Raw genomic sequence first — 18,544 nt, 5'->3', positions numbered from 1 at the left:
AGGAGAACCCCATGGGCTTGGCCGTAGAACGACAAAAGATGCAAACCGTGCTGCTGTCCGGCTCCCTGGCAAGGATGTTCGGACGTGAGCATCGAGTGGCCATTACGGGGGGCTTCAAGGAGGTGATGGGGTACTTCCGTCAGTTCCCCGGCTTCGAGCGCTACATGCTGCAGAGCGCGGACCAAGGCTTGCGATTCGCGGTATTCAATGGACGGCGCAATTTGTCCGAGACTGATATTCATCAGCCTTTGGGCAAAGAAGTGATTCGCATCGCCCCGGTCCTCAGCGGTTCGAAGCGTGCTGGTGGATTGCAGACCATTCTGGGCGCGGTGTTGATGGCCGTGGCTTATTACAACCCCTTTGGCTTCCTGACCGGGCCTGCTGCGTCGTTCCTGATGATGACGGGAGTCAGCATGGCCATGGGCGGTGTTATGCAAATGCTGGCTCCCTTGCCCAAGGGGCTTGCCGCCCAGGACAGCCCGGAAAGCCGCGCCAGCTATAGCTTCAACGGGCCAGTCAACACCAGCGCCCAGGGCAACCCGGTTGGCCTGCTCTACGGTCAGTTGACCATTGGCAGCGCCGTGATCAGTTCCGGCATCTACGCCGAAGATCAACTTTAACTCCTCCTGTCTTCAACCTGCCTGCCGTTGCGCGGGCCTTATTTCGCCTGAAGGAAAGCCATGACTGACCTTACTCTCGCTGGCAGCAAAGGCGGCGGCTCCAAGCCCCGTCCCTCCGTGGAGGCGCCAGACAGCCTGCAAAGCACGGCTTATGCTCGGATCCTCGATCTCGTCAGCGAGGGCGAGATCGTGGGCTTGAAGAATGGCAAGCGCTCGGTGTTTCTCAATGAGACGCCCCTGGCCAACGCCGATGGCAGCCTGAACTTCTCCGGGGTTACCCTCGAGACTCGCAATGGCAGCCAGGACCAGACCTACATCCCGGGATTCCCGGCGGTGGAAAACGAATCTTCGGTGGCGGTGGAGTTGCGCAGTGACCAGCCCTGGAGCAAGGCCATCACCAACCTGCAACTGTCGGCCGTGCGCATTCGCCTGGCGGTCTCGCGGCTGGCACAGACCAACACCAGCAATGGCGACACCAACGGTTATACGGTGCGCTATGCCATCGACCTTTCCACCGATGGCGGTGCCTTCGTGGAAGTGCTGCAAGCAGCCTTCAGTGGCAAGACCTCGAGCAAGTACGAGCGCTCCCATCGCGTCGATCTGCCTGCCGCTACTGCTGGCTGGACGGTTCGTGTACGTCGCCTGACACCGAACTCCACCAGCGGAGCGATCGCCGATACCACCAGTGTCGAGTCCATCACCGATGTGATCGACGCCAAGTTGCGCTACCCCGGGTCGGCGATCATCGGCCTGCAATTCGATGCCTCGCAGTTCCAGTCGATCCCCACCCGTTCCTTCGAACTGCAGGGGCGGATCATCCGCGTACCCAGCAACTATGACCCGCTGACCCGGATATACAGCGGCGTCTGGGATGGCACCTTCAAGTCGGCCTGGACCGACAACCCCGCCTGGATCTACTACGACCTGCTGCTGCACCAGCGCTATGGCCTGGGGCATCTGCTCAACGCCGCCCAGGTGGACAAGTGGGAGCTGTACCGTATCGGCCAGTACTGCGACCAGCCGGTTTCCGACGGCAAGGGCGGCACCGAACCACGCTTCACTTGCAACCTCTACCTGTCCGTTCGCGCCGACGCCCTGAAAGTGCTGCAGGACCTGGCGACCACTTTCCGCGGCATGGCCTATTGGGGCGCCGGTTCGGTGATGGCTGTTGCCGATATGCCGGAAGACCCGGTGTACACCTACAGCAATGCCAACGTGGTCGACGGCAAGTTCGTCTACGGTGGCTCGGCGAAAAAGACCCGCTACAGCGTAGCGTTGGTCAGCTGGAACGACCCGGCGGATTTTTACCGGCAGAAGGTCCAGTACGTCGATGACCCGGAAGGCATTGCCCGCTACGGCGTGCAGCAGACCGAAATCACCGCTACCGGCTGCACCTCCCAGGCCCAGGCCCAGCGCATTGGTAAATGGGCGCTGCTGACCAACCGCCTGGAAACCGAAAGCGTGAGTTTCGCCGTGGGCCTGGATGGCACCCTCGCACGCCCTGGGCAGATCATCCGGGTGGCGGACAACGACAGGGCAGGGCGCCGGATTGGCGGCCGACTGCGTTCCGCGACCCTGGATACCCTGGTGCTCGACGCCGATGTGAAAGCCTATCCGGGGGACACCGTCACCCTGATCATGCCCACCGGCAAGGCCATCTCGCGGGTGATCAAGTCGGTGGGCTATCCACTGACCTGGGACAGCACGGGAATTACCTGGGACAACGGTGACATCACCCTTGATACCACTGGGTTCCCAGCTGAAGTTCAGCGTGTGGTATTGGACGCGGATCTGGATGAGCTGCCGCCAGTGCATTCGATGTGGGCGATCGACTCCTCGACCTTGGCCGTTCAGCAGTTTCGTGTGCTGTCAGTGGCTGAAGACTTCAGCGATGACGCCATCAAGTACAGCATCAGTGCAGTCAAGCATGTCGCTAGCAAGTTTGAAGCGATTGATAACGGTGCGCGGATTGAACGGCCGCCGGTGACGGTGATTTCGCCAAGTGTGCAGGCGCCACCAGAAGCTGTCCGGGTCAGTAATGACCACTTTGTCGATCAAGGCAGTGCGGTCAATGTCATGACCATAGATTGGGTGCGACCGAGCAATGCTGTTGCCTTTGAGGCTTATTGGCGCAAGAACGACGGCGAGTGGGTATTCGCCGGACGTACGGGGAGTAACTCGATAGAGGTCTCGGGTATCTACGCTGGGCGTTATGTGGCCAAGGTCCGGGCGATCAACGCGCTGGATATCGGATCGGTTTTTTCGACCTCAGCAGAAACTGTATTGAATGGAAAAACGACTCCGCCCCCGGCTGTCGCTTCTTTGACGGCGCAATCGTTGGTGTTTGCGATCAAAGTGAAATGGTCTATTCCAGAGCAACTCAGTACGGCAGATCTGCAGCGCACAGAAATTTGGTACAGCAAGACGAACGATCTCTCAACGGCCACCAAGTTTGGTGATTATGCCTATCCGCAAACCGACTTGACGGTAATGGGCTTGGCAGCAGGTACTTCATTTTTCTTCTGGGCAAGATTGGTCGATCGTATTGGTAACGTGGGCGCCTACTCGAAACCGGTGATGGGGCAGTCGAGCAGCGATGCAGGGCCGATCCTGGAATACCTCACGGATAAGATCAGTGAAACGCAGCTAAGCAAGACACTGCTGGAGAAGGTTGAAACCGGTGGTGGTTCGGCGATCGAATTAAAAGCCGTGAAGGATGAGTTGGCGGCAATGTATAGCATCAAGACTCAAATGACCGTTGATGGGAAACCCTATTTGGCCGGCATTGGGGTTGGGGTAGAAAACGATAAAGGTGTCGTTACCAGTCAAGTGTTAATTGCGGCAAGTCGGTTTGCAATTGTTGACCCCAATGTAGGAGAGGTTTTCTACCCGTTTGTCGTGCAAGATAATAACGTGTTTATTGATAGTGCCTTTATTAGAAAAGGTTCCATTACGAACGCTCAGATTGGGGAATACATACAATCAACTAATTACGTCGCTGGGCAGACAGGCTGGCGCTTGGATAAGTCTGGCGGTATTGAGTTTAATGGCGAGGTGGCAGGCGGGGGGCGGCTTTCTATCAATAATCAATCGCTGCAGATATTTTACAGCTCTGGAAAGATTTGTTTACGAGCGGGTATTTGGTAATGGCTGCTGGTATAGAGGTTTACAGCCCCGAAGGGATTTTATGCATGGATGGGACAGGTCGCTATGCTCGAATAATTGATATTGTCGTCATGGCGGTAGCGGGATATTCAGGCAGTCGCACGTACAACGATATTTCGGAGAACGATCTAGACTTCGTTTTTTTTCAGGGTGGAAACGCAGTAGTAAGTGTTTCCAAGGCTGGGAGGACTATTAGTTGGGGAGTCGCCGATAGTTATTATTTTGGCGCATTTTCAGGTGCTGCTATGTTGATTGTGGTGTCTTACTGATGATCGGGTTCGAGGCTTTTAATGAGCAGGGTTTTAAGATCGCCGGAAGTGATTATCCTAATCTGGTTTTTTATGGGAAAAGCACGCTGCATCTCTCGGCTTACAGCATTTTAGGGAGTGGGTTTGGAGGGGTTAACAATATTGGGTGCGCGTCACTTCCAAACGACGGAGCCACGTTAAGGTTTTATCGCTCTGCAATTCCAGTTGTTGAAAATAGAGGTGCTCTGTGGGGGAGCGCTCCAGGGTATGCGGTTGAGTGCTATTCGTTCGGTCCTGTTCGGACATCATCTGGGCAGGGGTTGGAAGTTATGGGGGAAGACGGCAGTTTAAAGTTCTCGACCTCAACTCCGTTTCTTAATCTCGCGGGTGTTTTTATTGATGGCAATGCTCCAAGTCAGAACGGGTATTCAATGCAGACATCATTTAATCAGTTGGGACGCACCTACGCCGCGACGTTAGCAAATGGTCATTGTTTCTTTCAATTGGTTCGCCCTTTGGGGCGTCCTTATAACGCAAGTTATGAATTTCAGCGTATGGCCTGTTTATCCCCGGCTGGCGTTTATAGTTCGGCAATGGTGGGCACGTTGTTTTGGACTCATCCCTGGGCAAAGCAGAGTGTCCAGAAGTATCCAAACGGCGGTTTACCACAGCGGATGTTGGTTGCTGATGTAACGGGTCTTTGAATCATTGATTCCTCTTGATCTATTCAACTTCTCATTTAGCCCGCCTCCCGCGGGCTTTTTGTTGCCCGGAGGCCCCATGAAAATCATCCCCATCTCCACTCAGCTCCGCACTCACTGTCCCAACCTTACCAACCGCATTGCTGTCGGCATCGACCTGTCATCCCTCGAGGTCGATACCTCGCTGCAGCTCCCCGCGGCGTACATCGCCCCCCTGACCGATGCAGCGATTCGCAGTGCGGCGCAGAACGTTAGCCGTCAAATCATTCGCGATGGCTTCGAAGTGCTTCTGGTGCTTGACGCGACCGACGCCACAAGAGCGCTGGATCTGATGCACGACCTGCGCGCCGAACTCTGGCGCGCCCTGGTCGGCTTCAAGCCCGGTGCCGAGTACAACCCGATCCAATACGACGGTGGCGAGCTGGTGTCGCTCGACGCCACCCGCTTGCTCTACCGCCTGCGCTTCTTCGCCGAGTTCCAGCTGGGCCGCAACTTGCCCAGCCAGCCGGCGGAAACCTGGCATGAGCGTGAACTCGACGGCTTGCCGTCCTTGACCGGGGTCACGGTGCGGGTCGATGCCATCGATCCGGCGGACCCCAATTTGAAGAAACCGGGCCCCGATGGGCGCCTGGAGCTGACTTTTTCAGGAGAGCTGAAGCAATGAGCAAACGCATCACCGTGCTGCCGGTCGCTGGCCGCGCCGTACCGGACCCGGAAGCAGGCGATCTGCTGCCCGCCTCCGGCCGTGAAGTGCCGGACAACGCCTGGTGGCGCCGGCGTCTGGCCGATGGCGATATCACTAGCAAAGCCGTGAAAGCGGCGAAATCTCAAGGAGCCAAATAATGGCGATCGGTTTCAGCAATATCCCGGCGGACCTCCGTGTTCCGCTGTTCTACGCCGAGATGGACAACTCGGCGGCCAATAGCGCGTCTTCGGCCATGCGCCGTCTGATCGTCGCCCAGGTCAATGACAACCAGACCGGCGATGACCTCGGCAAGCTGGTGTTGGTGTCCAGCGTGGCCCTGGCCAAGAGCATCGGCGGGCAAGGTTCGATGCTCGCTTCGATGTATGAAACCTGGCGCAAGACCGACCCGGTGGGCGAGATCTGGTGCCTGCCGCTGCACAGCACCGAAGGCAGCGTGGCCAAGGCCGAGCTGAAACTCACCGGTAGCGCCAGCGCCGCCGGCCTGCTCAATCTGTACGTCGGCGGGGTGCGGGTGCAGGCCTCCATCGTCAGTGGCGCCAGCGCCGCCCAGGCCGCCAGCGCCCTGGCGCTGAAGATCAACGCGACGGTGGACCTGCCGGTGACTGCGGCTGCGGTCGACGGCACGGTGACCCTGAGCGCCAAGTGGACCGGCGACAGCGGCAACGACATCAGCCTGCAACTCAATCGCCTGGGCAAGAGCAATGGCGAAGAAACCCCGGCCGGCCTGACCCTGGTGCTGGGCAAGATGGCCGGCGGCACTGGCGTGCCGGATCAGGTCGCGGCCCTGGCGGCCCTGGGCGACGAGCCGTTCGAGTTCATCTGCATGCCCTGGACCGACACCGCCAGCCTCAATGCCTGGCAAGCGGTGATGGACGACAACACCGGCCGCTGGTCCTGGGCCAAGCAGCTGTTCGGCCATGTCTACAGCGCCAAGCGCGGCACCGTCGGCACCCTGGTGGCGGCCGGTCAGGCGCGCAACGACCAGCACATCACCATCCAGGCCCTGGAAACCGGCGTGCCTCAGCCGGTGTGGGTCCAGGCGGCAGCGCTGGCGGCGCGGACCTCGGTGTTCATCTCCGCCGATGCCAGTCGTCCGACCCAGAGCGGTAGCCTGCCGGGGATTGATCCGGCGCCGGCCAGCGAGCGCTTTACCCTGACCGAGCGCCAGTCGCTGCTCAGCTACGGCATCGCCACCGCCTACTACGAAGGCGGCTACATGCGCATTCAGCGGGCGATCACCACCTACCAGAAGAACGCCTACGGTCAGGCCGACAACTCCTACCTGGACAGCGAAACCATGCACCAGTCGGCGTTCATCGTGCGCCGGCTGCAAAGCGTGATCACCAGCAAGTACGGGCGCCACAAGCTGGCCTCTGACGGCACCCGCTTCGGCGCCGGCCAGCCGATCGTCACCCCGAGCACCATTCGCGGCGAACTGATCGCCCAGTACGCCAAGCTGGAGCTGGAAGGCCATGTGGAGAACGCCGAGCTGTTCGCCGAGCACCTGATCGTCGAGCGCGACGTGCAGGATCCGAGCCGGGTCAACGTGCTGTTCCCGCCGGACTACATCAACGGCCTGCGGGTGTTCGCGTTGCTCAACCAATTCCGCCTGCAGTACGACGCCGCGGCCTGAGCCGGACCTGCCTCACTGCGCTTTTTCAGCCCGCCTTGAGCGGGCTTATTTTTTGGGAGAAACATCATGGGTCAACTGATTGCGGGCACCTGCTACGTCAAAGTGGACGGCGCTCAACTGACCATCAGCGGCGGCTGCGAAGCACCGCTGATGGCCGTCAAGCGGGAAACCGTGGTTCCGGGTTTCTACAAGGAAACCGACCTCACCCCGTCGTTCAAAGTCACCGCGCTGCACACCCCGGACTTTCCGCTGAAGCAGCTGATTGCCGGCTCCGACATGACCGTCACCTGCGAATTCGCCAACGGCAAGGTCTACGTGCTGGCCGGCGCCTACCTGGTGGACGAGCCTATTGCCAAGGGTGACGACGCCAGCATCGAACTGAACTTCGAAGGGCAGAAGGGGACCTGGCAATGAGCAACACGGTGAAGCTGCAAGTGCCGATCGAGGCCCACGGCGAGCCGCTGGCCGAACTCAGCCTGCGCCGCCCGACGGTGCAGGAAGTGCGGGCGATCAAGGCGCTGCCGTACAAGATCGACAAGAGCGAAGAAGTCAGCCTCGACATGGACGTCGCGGCCAAATACATCGCGGTCTGCGCCGGTATTCCACCGTCCTCGGTGAACCAGCTGGACCTGGTGGACCTCAACGCCTTGAGCTGGGCGGTGGCGAGTTTTTTCATGAGTGCGGCATCGCAGCCATCGCCGACCTGATCGCTGTCGCCTATGACCTGGCCTGGTTCTGGAAGGTCGACCCCGAACAGATGATGGCCAGGCCACTGGATGTGCTCCGGGAATCCCTGGAGCACGCGCAACGGATCAATGCGATGCAGCAGGTGCAGTGATGGCAGACACACAAACCGTAGAGAAGAAGTCGGTGCTGTTGACCGGCATCGACCAACTGTCACCCAAACTCGTCGCCCTTCAAGGCAAGGTCGACTCTTTCAAGAAAAACCTTGAGCAGACCGGGCTGGGCAAGCTGGATATCAGTGGTCTGTTCAAGGGCGGCAGCCTGATCACCCCGTTTCTCGATGGGATCAAGGCCTGCGACGCGTTCAAGGGCAAGCTGGCCGAAGTCGGCGACTCCAGCGCATCGGCCGATGCGGCCAAAGGCATGAATGTATTCAGTCAGTCCATGGCCAAGGTGTCCTCGGCCATTGATGCCGCGCTGGCACCGGCGGTGGGGGCGCTGGTGGTCGGTCTGGAGCCCATGCTCAACAGCGTGGGGACATTGCTCGACGACAACCCCAAGCTGGTTGAGGGGCTGGCGATGGGCGCCATTGCCTTCTCGGCGATGCAAACCGCCGTGACCGGTGCGACCCAGGTGCTCGACCTGATGGGCACGGTGGCCAAGGCCAACCCGCTGATGCTGATTGCCATGGGTATCGCCCTGGCGGCCGGGGTGATCATTGCCAACTGGACGCCGATCTCGGCCTTTTTCGTCAGCCTCTGGGAGGGCGTAAAGAATCTTGCGGCGCAGGCGCTGGAAGGACTGAAAACCCTGTTCAGCTGGACGCCCTTGGGCATGCTGATCGGCAACTGGGGGGCGATCACGGCGTTCTTTGCCGGGCTCTGGGACAGCATCAAGGCGATGACGGCCTCGGTCGTCGACTTCTTCAAAGAGGTGTTCTCCTGGTCGCCTCTGGGGCTGATTATCGATAACTGGGCTGGGTTGACGGGGCTTTTTGCGTCGATCTGGGCGTTGCTCAAGGCTTTGACGGTACCGGCAATGGCCTTTCTAAAAGGCCTGTTCGACTGGGTGCCGATGGACATGATCACCAAGAGCTGGGGCGCGGTCACCGGCTTCTTCGCGTCGATCTGGGGAGCGTTGCAAACGGGCATCCAGGCGATCAAAACGGTGTTCCAGACGCTGTTCGACTTTTCTCCTTCCGTGTTGCTTTACAACAACTGGGGGGCTGTCAGCAGCTTCTTCAGCTCGATCTGGGCGGCGCTGCAACCGGGTATCGATGCGATCAAGAAGGTCCTGCAAACGCTATTCGACTTCTCTCCGCTGGTGATTCTTTACAACAACTGGGGCGCGGTTACGGGCTTTTTCAGTTCGATCTGGGCCGAGTTGCAACCGGGTATCGACTCGATCAGGAAGGCCATTGAGGTCCTGTTCGACTGGTCGCCGATGGAGCTGATCATGACCAATTGGGCCCCTATCGCCGATTGGTTTTCCGAGCTGTGGAGCAAGCTTCAAGCACTGATGGTTCCGATCAAGGAGCTGTTCGAAGGCGGTTTCGGAGGGCTGATCGCCACGGTCACCGGCAAGGTGGAAGGCTTTACCGAGGCGCAAAAGCAGATTAACGCCGAGGGTAAGGGTGGGCTGGCATCACCCTTTGCCGCAACCCAGGGCAGCTCGCTGACCCAGAGTTCCAGTGCCCTGATCCAGCAGAACGCCGCGAACAACCGCACGCAACTCGAAGGCGGATTGACCGTGCGTTTCGAAAACGCCCCGGCAGGCCTGCGCGCCGAACAGGCCAAGACCAATCAACCCGGCCTGAACGTGGCTTCGACCCTGGGCTATCGCTCACTTTCCCTAGGAGGTTCCCATGGCGGATAACTGGCGTGATCGTTTGTTGCCCGCATCCTTTCGCGGCGTGCCGTTCTGGGTCGATCAGGCGAAAACCCCGGTGGGCCAGAAAGGCCAGTTGCACGAGTACCCACAGCGCGACCAGCCGTTTTTCGAGGGCCTTGGCCAGCAGGCGAAGATCCATGACCTGACGGCCTTTATCGTCGGTGCCGATTGCCTGGAGCAGCGCGACAGGCTGCTCAAGGCCCTGGAGGAGGGCAGCGGCGAGCTGGTGCACCCTTGGCTCGGGCGAATGCAGGTCAAGGTCGGCGAATGCGAGATGACCCAGAGTCGCCAGGACGGCGGCCTGGTGACTTTCAGCCTGAAGTTCTATCCGGACCAGCCGTTGCGCTTTCCGTCGGCGGTGGTCAACACCCAGCAGCAGGTGCTGGTGGCCAGCGATACCTTGCTGGGCTCGGCGGTGCTGCGCTTCGAGTTCGCCACCAATCTGATCAAGCAGGCGCGGATCGGCGTGGATACGCTGCGCAAAGGGCTGACCGAGGTGTATGCGGTCATCGAGCACGAGTTCAAGCCGTTGATCGAGTTCTATGGCGACCTCAACACCCTGGTCAAGGCGGTCAAGGAAATACCCAAGGAGCTGAGCACGGAGTTCAAGGGGTTGCTGGAGGATGTACGCGGGCTCAAGGACTTTGCCCGTACCGGCTATCGGCAGATGCTCGCCGATATTTCCCAGCAGGTGGAGGCGGCCCGGCGCATCGATGCGCCGAAGCTGACCACCGGCAAGGACACCACGGCGGCGGCCGAGGCGGTGGCCAACCTGGTGCAGGATGCGCTGCTGGTGCAGATCGCCCGGCTGGTGTCGGCGTTGCCGGTGGCCACGCCCGTGGTGAAGCTCAAGAACACGCCGCCCCTGGCACAGCAGGCCAGCCGGCCGGTGCAGCGCCTGGAGGTGCCGGTGGCCGACGATGTGCTGGCCCTGCGCGACCAGCTCAATGAGCTGATCTGGCAGGCCGCGCTCAAGGCCGACCCGATGCATTACCAGGCGCTCAACAGCCTGCGCCAGCAACTGCAGGGGCACCTCAATGCTGTGGCTTCTTCTGGGGTGCGACTGGTCAGCCTCAGCCCCAAAAGCAGTATGCCGGCGCTGGTGCTGGCCTATCAGCGGTTCGCCGATGCGACGCGGGTTGGCGAAGTGGTGCAGCGCAACCGGGTGGCCCATCCGGGCTTCCTGCCGCCGGCCGACCTGCAAATCGCTCGGGAGTGACCCATGGACGAACTGGCAAATATCGTCACCCTGACGGTGGACGGACTGGATTACAGCGGCTGGAAAAGCGTGGAGATCAGTGCGGATCTGGAGCGGCAGTTTCGCACCTTCAGCCTCAACATCACCTGGCAATGGCCGGGGCAGGACTCGCAGGTGCGGATCCGTCCGGGCGCTCGCTGTCAGGTGCGCATCGGTTGCGATCTGGTGCTCACCGGGCATGTCTACAAGGCGCCGATCAGTTACGACGGCAAGCAGATCAGCCTGAGCATCCAGGGCGGTTCGCTGACCCAGGATCTGGTGGATTGCGCGGCCATCAACCGGCCGAGCCAGTGGCGCCAGCAGGACGTGCTGAGCATCGTTCGCGCCCTGGCTGCATCCTACGGGGTCGGGGTGCGCAGCGAGATCGCCCCGACCGGCAAGTTGCACACCCACAGCATCGTGCCGGGGGAGACGGTGTTCGCCTCCATCGACCGTTTGCTGACCCTGTACCGGGTGTTCTCCACCGATGATGCCGACGGTTACCTGCTGCTGGCGGCACCGGGCAGCGGCGGGCGCGCCAGTGATGCCCTGGAGCTGGGCAAGAACATTCTCTCGGCCAATGCAGCGATGGATTTTTCCGCGGTGTTTTCCGAGTACCGGGTGATCGGCCAGCACAAGGGCAGCGACCAGAGCAGCGGGGCGGCGGTCAGCGAGGTGTCTGGCCGGGCCAGCGATGCCCGGGTTTCCCGCAAGCGGGTCACGCTGATCAACGAAGCCGCGCAACTGAGCGCCGAACTGGCTCAGCAGCGCGCTGACTGGGAGTGCGGCACCCGCACCGGCAAGGCCCTGACCACCACCTATCAGGTGCAGGGCTGGCGCCAGAGCAATGGCGACCTGTGGAAGCACAACACCCTGGTGCGGGTGATCGATCCGGTGCTGGGTTTCGACCAGGACATGCTGATCTCCAAGGTCACCTGGTCGCTGTCCGAGCAGGGCTCGATCACTACCTTGCAGGTGGCGCCGCCGCAGACCTTCGATGCCAACCCGACACCCGGCAACACCTGAAACCCGCGCCCATCCGCAGGCGCCGGCTGGCCGGCGAAGGCATCCGGCACGAAGCCGCGCAATTCCTGTTCGCCGGCAAGCCGGCTCCTACCCTCCAAGGAACTCAGCATGAGCTTACTGACACGCCTGTTGGCGCGGGGCACCGTGGTGCTCGCCAACTCGGCCAACAAACTGCAATCGCTGCAAATGCGCCTTACCGCCGGCGAGGTCAACGACGACATGGAGCATTTCGAGCCTTACGGTTTCACCAGCAATCCCCTGGCCGGCGCCGAGGGCATCGCCACCTTTCTGGGGGGCGACCGTTCCCACGCGGTGGTGCTGGTGGTGGCCGACCGGCGCTATCGCCTCAAGGCCCTGGCCGCTGGTGAAGTGGCGATCTACACCGACGAGGGCGACAAGATCCACTTCAAGCGCGGGCGGGTCATCGACATCGACACAGCGACCCTGAATATCCGCGCCAGCAGCGGCGTCAACATCGACAGTCCGACCCTGAGCATGAGCGGCAAGATCGTCTCCCAGGGCGATCAGGTCGCCGCCGGCATCAGCCAGATCAACCACGTCCACAGCGGCGTGCAACCCGGTCCGGGCCAGACCGGCGTACCCGTGGGAGGTTAAGCATGTTCGCCACCTATGACCTGAAGAACGCCCTGACCCGGGCCGTGGAAATCAGCCTGTTCACCTGGCGTCGCGCCGCCGATGACGACGCCCTGGACGACGATCAGCGCTACGGCTGGTGGGGCGACAGTTTTCCCAGCGTGGCCGACGACCGCATCGGCTCGCGCCTGTGGCTGCTGCGCCGGGTCAAGCTGACCCGGCAGACCCAGCTCGACGCCGAATTCTATGCCCGCGAGGCCCTGCAATGGTTGATCGACGATGGCCACTGCAACGCCGTGGAGATCATCACCGAGCGCCTCGACGCCCAGCGCCTGAACCTGCGCACGGTGCTGATCCTGGCCGACGGCGAACGCCTGGACCTCAACCCCATTCACAGTTGGCAGGTGACCTATGCCGTTTGAAACCCCTTCGCTGCCGGTGCTGATTCAGCGCACCCAAAGCGACCTGGCCAGCGATTCGCTGCGCCAGTCCGATGCCCAAGTGCTGGCCCGCACCCTGAGCGGTGCCGCCTTTGGCCTGTACGGCTACCTGGATTGGATCGCCGAGCAGATCCTTCCGGACAAGGCCGATGAGTCGACCCTGGAGCGCATCGCCGCGCTGCGCCTGAACCAGCCGCGCAAGGCCGCCCAGGCGGCCCGTGGCAGCGTCAGCTTCATGGCCGCGGCCGGCGCCGTGCTGGATGTCGATACCCTGCTGCAGAGCAGCGACGGTCGCAGCTACAAAGTGACTGCCGCGCGCACCACCAGCGCCGGGCTCAACAGCACCACGATCCAGGCGGTCGATGGCGGGACCCTGGGCAATGCCGATGCGGGCCTGGAGTTGACCGCGGTGCAGCCGGTGCAAGGCATCGGCAACGCGTTCACCGTCCTGGCCCCGGGCCTGAGCGGTGGCGTGGCCCGGGAAAGCCTCGAATCCCTGCGTTCCCGGGTGATCCGCTCCTATCGGATCATTCCCCACGGCGGCTCGGCGGACGACTACGAAACCTGGGCCCTGGAATGCCCAGGCATCACCCGCGCCTGGTGCCGACGCAACTACCTGGGGCCAGGCACGGTGGGCCTGTTCGTCATGCGTGACGACGACCCGCTGCCGATCCCCAACGCCGAGCAACTGGCGCAGGTCCAGGCCTATATCGAGCCGCTGCGCCCGGTCACCGCCGAGGTGCAGGTGCTGGCCCCGGTGATGCTGCCGGTGACCTACACCTTGCGCCTGACTCCCGACACCAGCGCGGTGCGCGCCGCCGTCGAGAGCCAGCTGCGCGACCTGCACAACCGCGAGGCGGGCCTAGGCCAGACTCTGTTGCTCAGCCATATCCGCGAAGCCATCAGCAGCGCCACCGGCGAGCAGGATCACCAACTGTTGGCGCCCTTGGCCGATGTGCCGGCGGCGAATAATCAGTTGCTGGTATTTGGAGGTTGCCAATGGCAGCAATAAGAAGCGCTGCTCAGTACCAGGATCAGTTGCGCAGCCTGCTGCCCAGCGGCCCGGCCTGGGACCCGGAGCGGGTGCCGGAGCTTGAGCGAGTGTTGCAGGGCATCTCCCAGGAGCTGGCGCGCATCGACGCCCGGGCCGTGGACCTGCAAAACGAAATGGACCCGGCCAGCGTCAGCGAACTGGTGACCGATTGGGAAAAGGTCATGAACCTGCCCGATCCCTGCCTGGGCCTGACCCCGCTGTTCGAAGACCGGCGCCTGGCCGTGCGCCGCCGCCTGTTGGCGGTGGGCAGCCAGCGCGCCGCCTACTTCGTCGAAATCGCCCGCAGCCAGGGCTACCCCAATGCCAGCGTCACTGAGCTGAGTACCCCACGCATGGGCCGCTCACGTTTTGGCCACGCGCATTTCGGCACCTGGCGGGCGAATTTCATGTGGACCCTCAATACCGGCGGCCGCCTGCAACTGGGCCGGCGCTTCGGCGCGAGCTATTGGGGCGAACGTTTTGGCATGAACCCGGGCAGCGCCCTGGAATGCCTGATCCATCGCAGTACACCGGCGCATACCCAGGTGTACATCAACTATGACTAGAGAAGACAAGAACCAGTGGATTATCCGAAAAGTGTTCCCAGCGTAGGGCTGGTGAACGGCAAGTTTGTCGACGAGAACCCGGTCACGGGGCAAGTCGGCTCACTGATTTCCTCGCAATGGGGAAACGCGGTTACCGACGAATTGCTCAACGTGATTCGTGCGGGTGGCAAGGTGCCGGCCGAGGCCGAGCATGACCAGTTGCTGGCGGCGATCAAGGCGATCGTCCGTGATTCGATACCGCCAGAGAAGATTCGCACCACCTTGGCCGAGTACGGCATCACCGACGCCTACACCAAGTCGGTGACCTACACCAAGGCGGAGATCGAGGCACTGTTGAAGAACATGTCGGCCTTGCCGGTGGGGGCCATGGTGCCGTTTCCCAAGGGGACGGTGCCGCCGGGGTTTCTGGAGGTGGATGGCAGTGTGCAGAGCGCTGCGACCTATCCGGATCTGGCGGCTTATTTGGGCACGACCTTCAACACCGGGGGCGAGGGCGCGGGGAACTTCCGGTTGCCGGAGTCGCGGGGGGAGTTTCTGCGGGGTTGGGATCATGGGCGGGGGGTGGATGCTGGGCGCTCTCCTGGCAGCTGGCAGGCGGATGCGTTTCAGGGGCACTACCACGCTAGTGCTGCCGATACAGCTAAACCGTATTCGACTGGCGGAACTATTGGTGACTACCTCGCCCACTTCGGGACGGGGAATCCAACAACAAACGGAGTACGAGACGCAATCAATAACGGCGTCGATGGTACGCCGCGAACAGCTTCAGAGACTCGGCCACGCAACCTGGCAGTCATGTGGTGCATCAAAGCCTGGAACGCACCAATCAATCAGGGAAACATCGATGTCGCTGCTCTAGCTGCCGAAGTTCAGAAGCTCAAAGCTCTATCGGGTAGCAGCTATCAGGGACTCTATGTTTCTGCGTCAGGAACCAATGCATTGGTCTCGGTGAAAGCGCGTAGCCTGATTGTCGGCAAAGGTAGTGCAGCGCAGGCATTGAGTGCAGTGGACCTGAGCATCAACCTGCAAACCACAGGTCTGAACGGCCTTGATAGCGGGGTGGTTGCAGCTTCCAGCTGGTACAGCGCCTGGGTTGTATCCAATGGCACTCAAGTCGCCGGTATTGCTGCGTTGATGCCTGCTATTCAATGCACGACTACCGCAGGTTCTGCCGTGATTACCGGTATTGCCAGTACTGCTGCGATGCGACCCGGAATGGCGTTTGGAGGTGTGGGGTTCCCTCCTGGTGCGTTTATCAAGGCTATCGATTCGTCGAGTCAGATCACCGCAAGCGTTCCTGCAACCAATACGTCCGCCAACACCATTCTGCGTTTTGCCTATGAACCGGTGTTGCCTGTGGGCTACGTTGCCGCACGGGTGAGTGCATTCGTCACCGATGCAACGACGAAGTTTCCATTGTCGTTTGCGCAATGTGGCAGTCGGGTTCAGTACCGACTGGCGGCGAGTTCGAATTTGACGGCGTATCCACGGATGTCCGAGCGAACAGTGGGCGTCCCTACTACCTGGACAGCTGTTGGAACTGACGCGTTCATTCCTCCTACTGCGTCTTCCATTGCTGGATTTGCTACCTCTATCGGGACGTCCAATAGCGCGAACATTTCGGTGGCCCCCAGTAACCTTACTCCTTCAGGTGCTGTGGCTAGCTACGCCAATCCGATGCCTATGAGCATTACGGCCAACACTTTGAGTGGGTCGTTTCAGTTCGACTTCCTGCTTGAAGGTTTCAACATTTATTGGTGCGGTGGTGCCGGTACCAACTCCAACGTATTGGCCTGCCAGGGCTGGGAGGACAGTCTATGAGCGGTTATGCAGTACAGAACGATGGTTTCGGCTGGAGGGCCGTGGGAAGCGTGGACGATGTTGGCGTGGATGAGTGGTATTGCATCGGTCTGCCACCTGCGCCAGCTCCTTTTACGCTGACCGAAGAGCAACTGGGTGAACAGGCAAAAGTGCAGCGCGATGTGCTTCTGAGTATCGCCGCAAATCGAATGGGGCCACTGCAGGACGCAGTGGATATCGACAGCGCCCACGCTGATGAGGTCGAGTTGTTGAAGCACTGGAAGCTCTATCGGATTGCCTTGAATCGGATACAGCTGCAACCAGGTTTTCCAACGGATATTGATTGGCCGCTATCGCCAGATGAACTTGTAACTCAATAAACGCCCCGCCTCGCCGGGGCGTTTTCTTTTCCGGTTTTCTAACTATGTCCACGCCGAGCTGTGTCGGTGTGGATGAATGACAACGAGAGGACAGACGAGTGGATTATCCAAAGAGTGTGCCAAGTGTTGGGTTGGTTAATGGGAAGTTTGTTGACGAGAACCCGGTCACGGGGCAAGTCGGCTCACTGATTTCTTCCGACTGGGGAAATGCGGTGACCGATGAATTGCTCAACGTGATTCGTGCGGGTGGGAAGGAGCCGGCCGAGGCCGAGCATGATCAGCTGCTGGCGGCGATCAAGGCGATCGTCCGTGATTCGATTCCGCCGGAGAAGATCCGCACGACCTTGGCCGAGTATGGGATCACCGATGCGTATACCAAGTCGGTGACCTACACCAAGGCCGAGATCGAGGCGTTGCTGAAGAACATGTCGGCCCTGCCGGTGGGGGCCATGGTGCCGTTTCCCAAGGGCACGGTACCGACGGGATTCCTGGAGGTGGACGGCAGTGTGCAGAGCGCTGCGACTTATCCGGATCTGGCGGCCTATTTGGGCACGACCTTCAACACCGGGGGCGAGGGCGCGGGGAACTTCCGGTTGCCGGAGTCGCGAGGGGAGTTTTTGCGGGGTTGGGATCATGGGCGGGGGGTGGATACGGGGCGAACGCTTGGCAGTGGCCAGATGGATGCGTTGCAGAACATCACCGGTACCATGACGGTGTATACGGCGTTTGGGCCTTTAAACTCAGCAACAGGGGCGTTTACTTTAGAGGACGGCGGGGGGCAGGGTGAAAGCGTTGCCTACGCATCAACACGGCCCCGTTTTACATTTGATGCTTCTCGAGTAGCTCGTACAGCTGATGAGACCCGCCCTCGCAACCTGGCGGTTATGTGGTGCATCAAGGCCTGGAACGCGCCGACCAATCAGGGAAGTATCGACGTTGCTGCACTGGTTCCTTTGGCTGCCCAAGCCACTGAAACCAATCGAGGTACAGCATTGATAGCCAGTCAAACGGACGTGAACGCTGGAAGCAGTACCTCGAAAATTGTGACACCGAGACAATTGCGTCTTGGATTCTCTATTAGCCTCGCTGCAAATGGCTATGTGGCTTTTCCCTCTTGGCTAGGAGGTGTAATTGTCCAATGGGGCAATACTCTTCCCTTGAGTGCAGGTGGGCAAACAACTACTTATCCACTTGCATTCCCCAATGCATGTTTTGTCGTTGTCCCTAGTGTCGCCTCCGGCATCGCGATGAATGAGTATGGGTTGACCGTTACCGCAAAAACCCAATCCTCATTTACAGCAGTTTGTAAGGTTTTTAACGGGATATCGGCGAATCAGTCTGCAAACTATATTGCCATCGGCTTCTGACAGGAGGTGTAAGTGAAACGTTTATACAGTCCTAGTACCGGGACAACCTATCTGGTTGGGGTGCACTCGGTGCTCCCAGCAGATGTAGTTGAAATATCAGAAGAGTTGTATCTCTCCGTGATCGGTAATCCAGAGCCTGGAAAAATTCGAGTTCACAACGATAGCGGGTTGCCTTATTTGGTAGATGCACCCGAACCAAGCGTTGATCTCCCTTCACAGGAGCGGAGTTGGCGTAATGCTCAGCTATCGGCTGTCATGTGGCTTCGAGAACGGCATCGTGATCAAGCCGAAGCCGGTGTGGTGGCAACTCTCAACAATGAGGAATTTAAGGAGTTGATTAGCTATATCCAATTGCTGCGCGATTGGCCGCAGTCTCCCAACTTTCCCGATAGCCAATATCGCCCAGTTGCACCACCGTGGATCACTGAACAGACCCAATAGACGCCCCGTTTCA

The 18,544-nt window shown here is 60.3% G+C and carries 20 protein-coding genes; all 20 read left to right on the top strand.

Features of this window, described 5'->3' with window-relative positions; all coding sequences use genetic code 11:
* The first annotated feature begins 11 nt into the window (after window positions 1-11).
* The 20 genes from GGI48_RS08600 to GGI48_RS08505 all read left to right on the top strand — a co-directional run bounded on the left by GGI48_RS08600 (window position 12) and on the right by GGI48_RS08505 (window position 18,531).
* Entirely contained in the window at window positions 12-620 is a 609-nt protein-coding gene (locus GGI48_RS08600) for a tail assembly protein (protein WP_016965343.1), read from the top strand.
* A 60-nt stretch (window positions 621-680) separates the two neighbouring features.
* The gene (locus GGI48_RS08595) at window positions 681-3,767 is read left to right on the top strand and encodes a host specificity protein J (protein ID WP_016965342.1); all 3,087 of its coding nucleotides are present in this window, start codon (window positions 681-683) and stop codon (window positions 3,765-3,767) included.
* Window positions 3,767-4,054 (top strand): hypothetical protein, encoded by a 288-nt coding sequence (locus GGI48_RS08590; protein WP_128573215.1) that lies wholly within the window; start codon window positions 3,767-3,769, stop codon window positions 4,052-4,054. The genes GGI48_RS08595 and GGI48_RS08590 overlap by 1 nt, the downstream gene beginning before the upstream one ends.
* Window positions 4,054-4,737 carry a hypothetical protein gene (locus GGI48_RS08585; protein ID WP_179597860.1) on the top strand — a complete coding sequence of 228 codons (684 nt, stop codon included), beginning with the start codon at window positions 4,054-4,056 and terminating at the stop codon, window positions 4,735-4,737. The genes GGI48_RS08590 and GGI48_RS08585 overlap by 1 nt, the downstream gene beginning before the upstream one ends.
* A 76-nt stretch (window positions 4,738-4,813) precedes the next feature.
* Entirely contained in the window at window positions 4,814-5,398 is a 585-nt protein-coding gene (locus tag GGI48_RS08580) for a hypothetical protein (protein WP_179597858.1), read from the top strand.
* Window positions 5,395-5,577: a DUF2635 domain-containing protein gene (locus GGI48_RS08575; protein ID WP_047302105.1), complete on the top strand. Its 183-nt coding sequence runs from the start codon at window positions 5,395-5,397 to the stop codon at window positions 5,575-5,577. Before GGI48_RS08580 ends, GGI48_RS08575 begins: the two co-directional genes overlap by 4 nt.
* Window positions 5,577-7,073, top strand: coding sequence for a phage tail sheath subtilisin-like domain-containing protein (locus GGI48_RS08570; protein ID WP_179597856.1), 1,497 nt, complete (start codon window positions 5,577-5,579; stop codon window positions 7,071-7,073). The genes GGI48_RS08575 and GGI48_RS08570 overlap by 1 nt, the downstream gene beginning before the upstream one ends.
* A gap of 66 nt (window positions 7,074-7,139) precedes the next feature.
* A complete protein-coding gene (locus tag GGI48_RS08565; RefSeq protein ID WP_016965085.1) occupies window positions 7,140-7,487 on the top strand; it encodes a phage tail tube protein in 348 nt (115 codons plus the stop codon).
* On the top strand, window positions 7,484-7,780 hold the full coding sequence (locus GGI48_RS08560) for a phage tail assembly protein (protein WP_011059565.1): 297 nt from the start codon (window positions 7,484-7,486) through the stop codon (window positions 7,778-7,780). Before GGI48_RS08565 ends, GGI48_RS08560 begins: the two co-directional genes overlap by 4 nt.
* 130 nt (window positions 7,781-7,910) lie before the next feature.
* The gene (locus GGI48_RS08555; RefSeq protein WP_179597854.1) at window positions 7,911-9,632 is read left to right on the top strand and encodes a phage tail protein; all 1,722 of its coding nucleotides are present in this window, start codon (window positions 7,911-7,913) and stop codon (window positions 9,630-9,632) included.
* A complete protein-coding gene (locus GGI48_RS08550; RefSeq protein WP_179597852.1) occupies window positions 9,622-10,866 on the top strand; it encodes a DNA circularization protein in 1,245 nt (414 codons plus the stop codon). Before GGI48_RS08555 ends, GGI48_RS08550 begins: the two co-directional genes overlap by 11 nt.
* A gap of 3 nt (window positions 10,867-10,869) precedes the next feature.
* Window positions 10,870-11,910, top strand: coding sequence for a phage baseplate assembly protein (locus GGI48_RS08545; protein ID WP_016965083.1), 1,041 nt, complete (start codon window positions 10,870-10,872; stop codon window positions 11,908-11,910).
* Between the two features lie 108 nt (window positions 11,911-12,018).
* On the top strand, window positions 12,019-12,525 hold the full coding sequence (locus GGI48_RS08540; RefSeq protein WP_047302115.1) for a phage baseplate assembly protein V: 507 nt from the start codon (window positions 12,019-12,021) through the stop codon (window positions 12,523-12,525).
* 2 nt (window positions 12,526-12,527) lie between these two features.
* On the top strand, window positions 12,528-12,926 hold the full coding sequence (locus tag GGI48_RS08535; RefSeq protein ID WP_016965874.1) for a phage GP46 family protein: 399 nt from the start codon (window positions 12,528-12,530) through the stop codon (window positions 12,924-12,926).
* Window positions 12,916-13,956, top strand: coding sequence for a baseplate J/gp47 family protein (locus tag GGI48_RS08530; protein ID WP_179597850.1), 1,041 nt, complete (start codon window positions 12,916-12,918; stop codon window positions 13,954-13,956). The genes GGI48_RS08535 and GGI48_RS08530 overlap by 11 nt, the downstream gene beginning before the upstream one ends.
* The gene (locus GGI48_RS08525; protein WP_016965876.1) at window positions 13,944-14,543 is read left to right on the top strand and encodes a YmfQ family protein; all 600 of its coding nucleotides are present in this window, start codon (window positions 13,944-13,946) and stop codon (window positions 14,541-14,543) included. The genes GGI48_RS08530 and GGI48_RS08525 overlap by 13 nt, the downstream gene beginning before the upstream one ends.
* 15 nt (window positions 14,544-14,558) lie before the next feature.
* Complete coding sequence (locus GGI48_RS08520; RefSeq protein ID WP_260620639.1) at window positions 14,559-16,364, top strand: phage tail protein; 1,806 nt, start codon at window positions 14,559-14,561, stop codon at window positions 16,362-16,364.
* The gene (locus tag GGI48_RS08515) at window positions 16,361-16,723 is read left to right on the top strand and encodes a tail fiber assembly protein (protein WP_179597848.1); all 363 of its coding nucleotides are present in this window, start codon (window positions 16,361-16,363) and stop codon (window positions 16,721-16,723) included. The genes GGI48_RS08520 and GGI48_RS08515 overlap by 4 nt, the downstream gene beginning before the upstream one ends.
* A gap of 98 nt (window positions 16,724-16,821) precedes the next feature.
* Window positions 16,822-18,090 carry a phage tail protein gene (locus GGI48_RS08510; protein WP_260620638.1) on the top strand — a complete coding sequence of 423 codons (1,269 nt, stop codon included), beginning with the start codon at window positions 16,822-16,824 and terminating at the stop codon, window positions 18,088-18,090.
* A 12-nt stretch (window positions 18,091-18,102) separates the two neighbouring features.
* Window positions 18,103-18,531, top strand: coding sequence for a phage tail assembly chaperone (locus GGI48_RS08505; protein WP_103741519.1), 429 nt, complete (start codon window positions 18,103-18,105; stop codon window positions 18,529-18,531).
* The last annotated feature ends 13 nt before the right edge of the window (window positions 18,532-18,544 follow it).

It is taken from the genome of Pseudomonas protegens, from assembly GCF_013407925.2.
In the GTDB taxonomy this organism is placed as follows: domain Bacteria; phylum Pseudomonadota; class Gammaproteobacteria; order Pseudomonadales; family Pseudomonadaceae; genus Aquipseudomonas; species Aquipseudomonas fluorescens_AP.
Note: the sequence above shows the minus strand (reverse complement) of the source record. Positions and strands in the feature narration are given on the sequence as shown.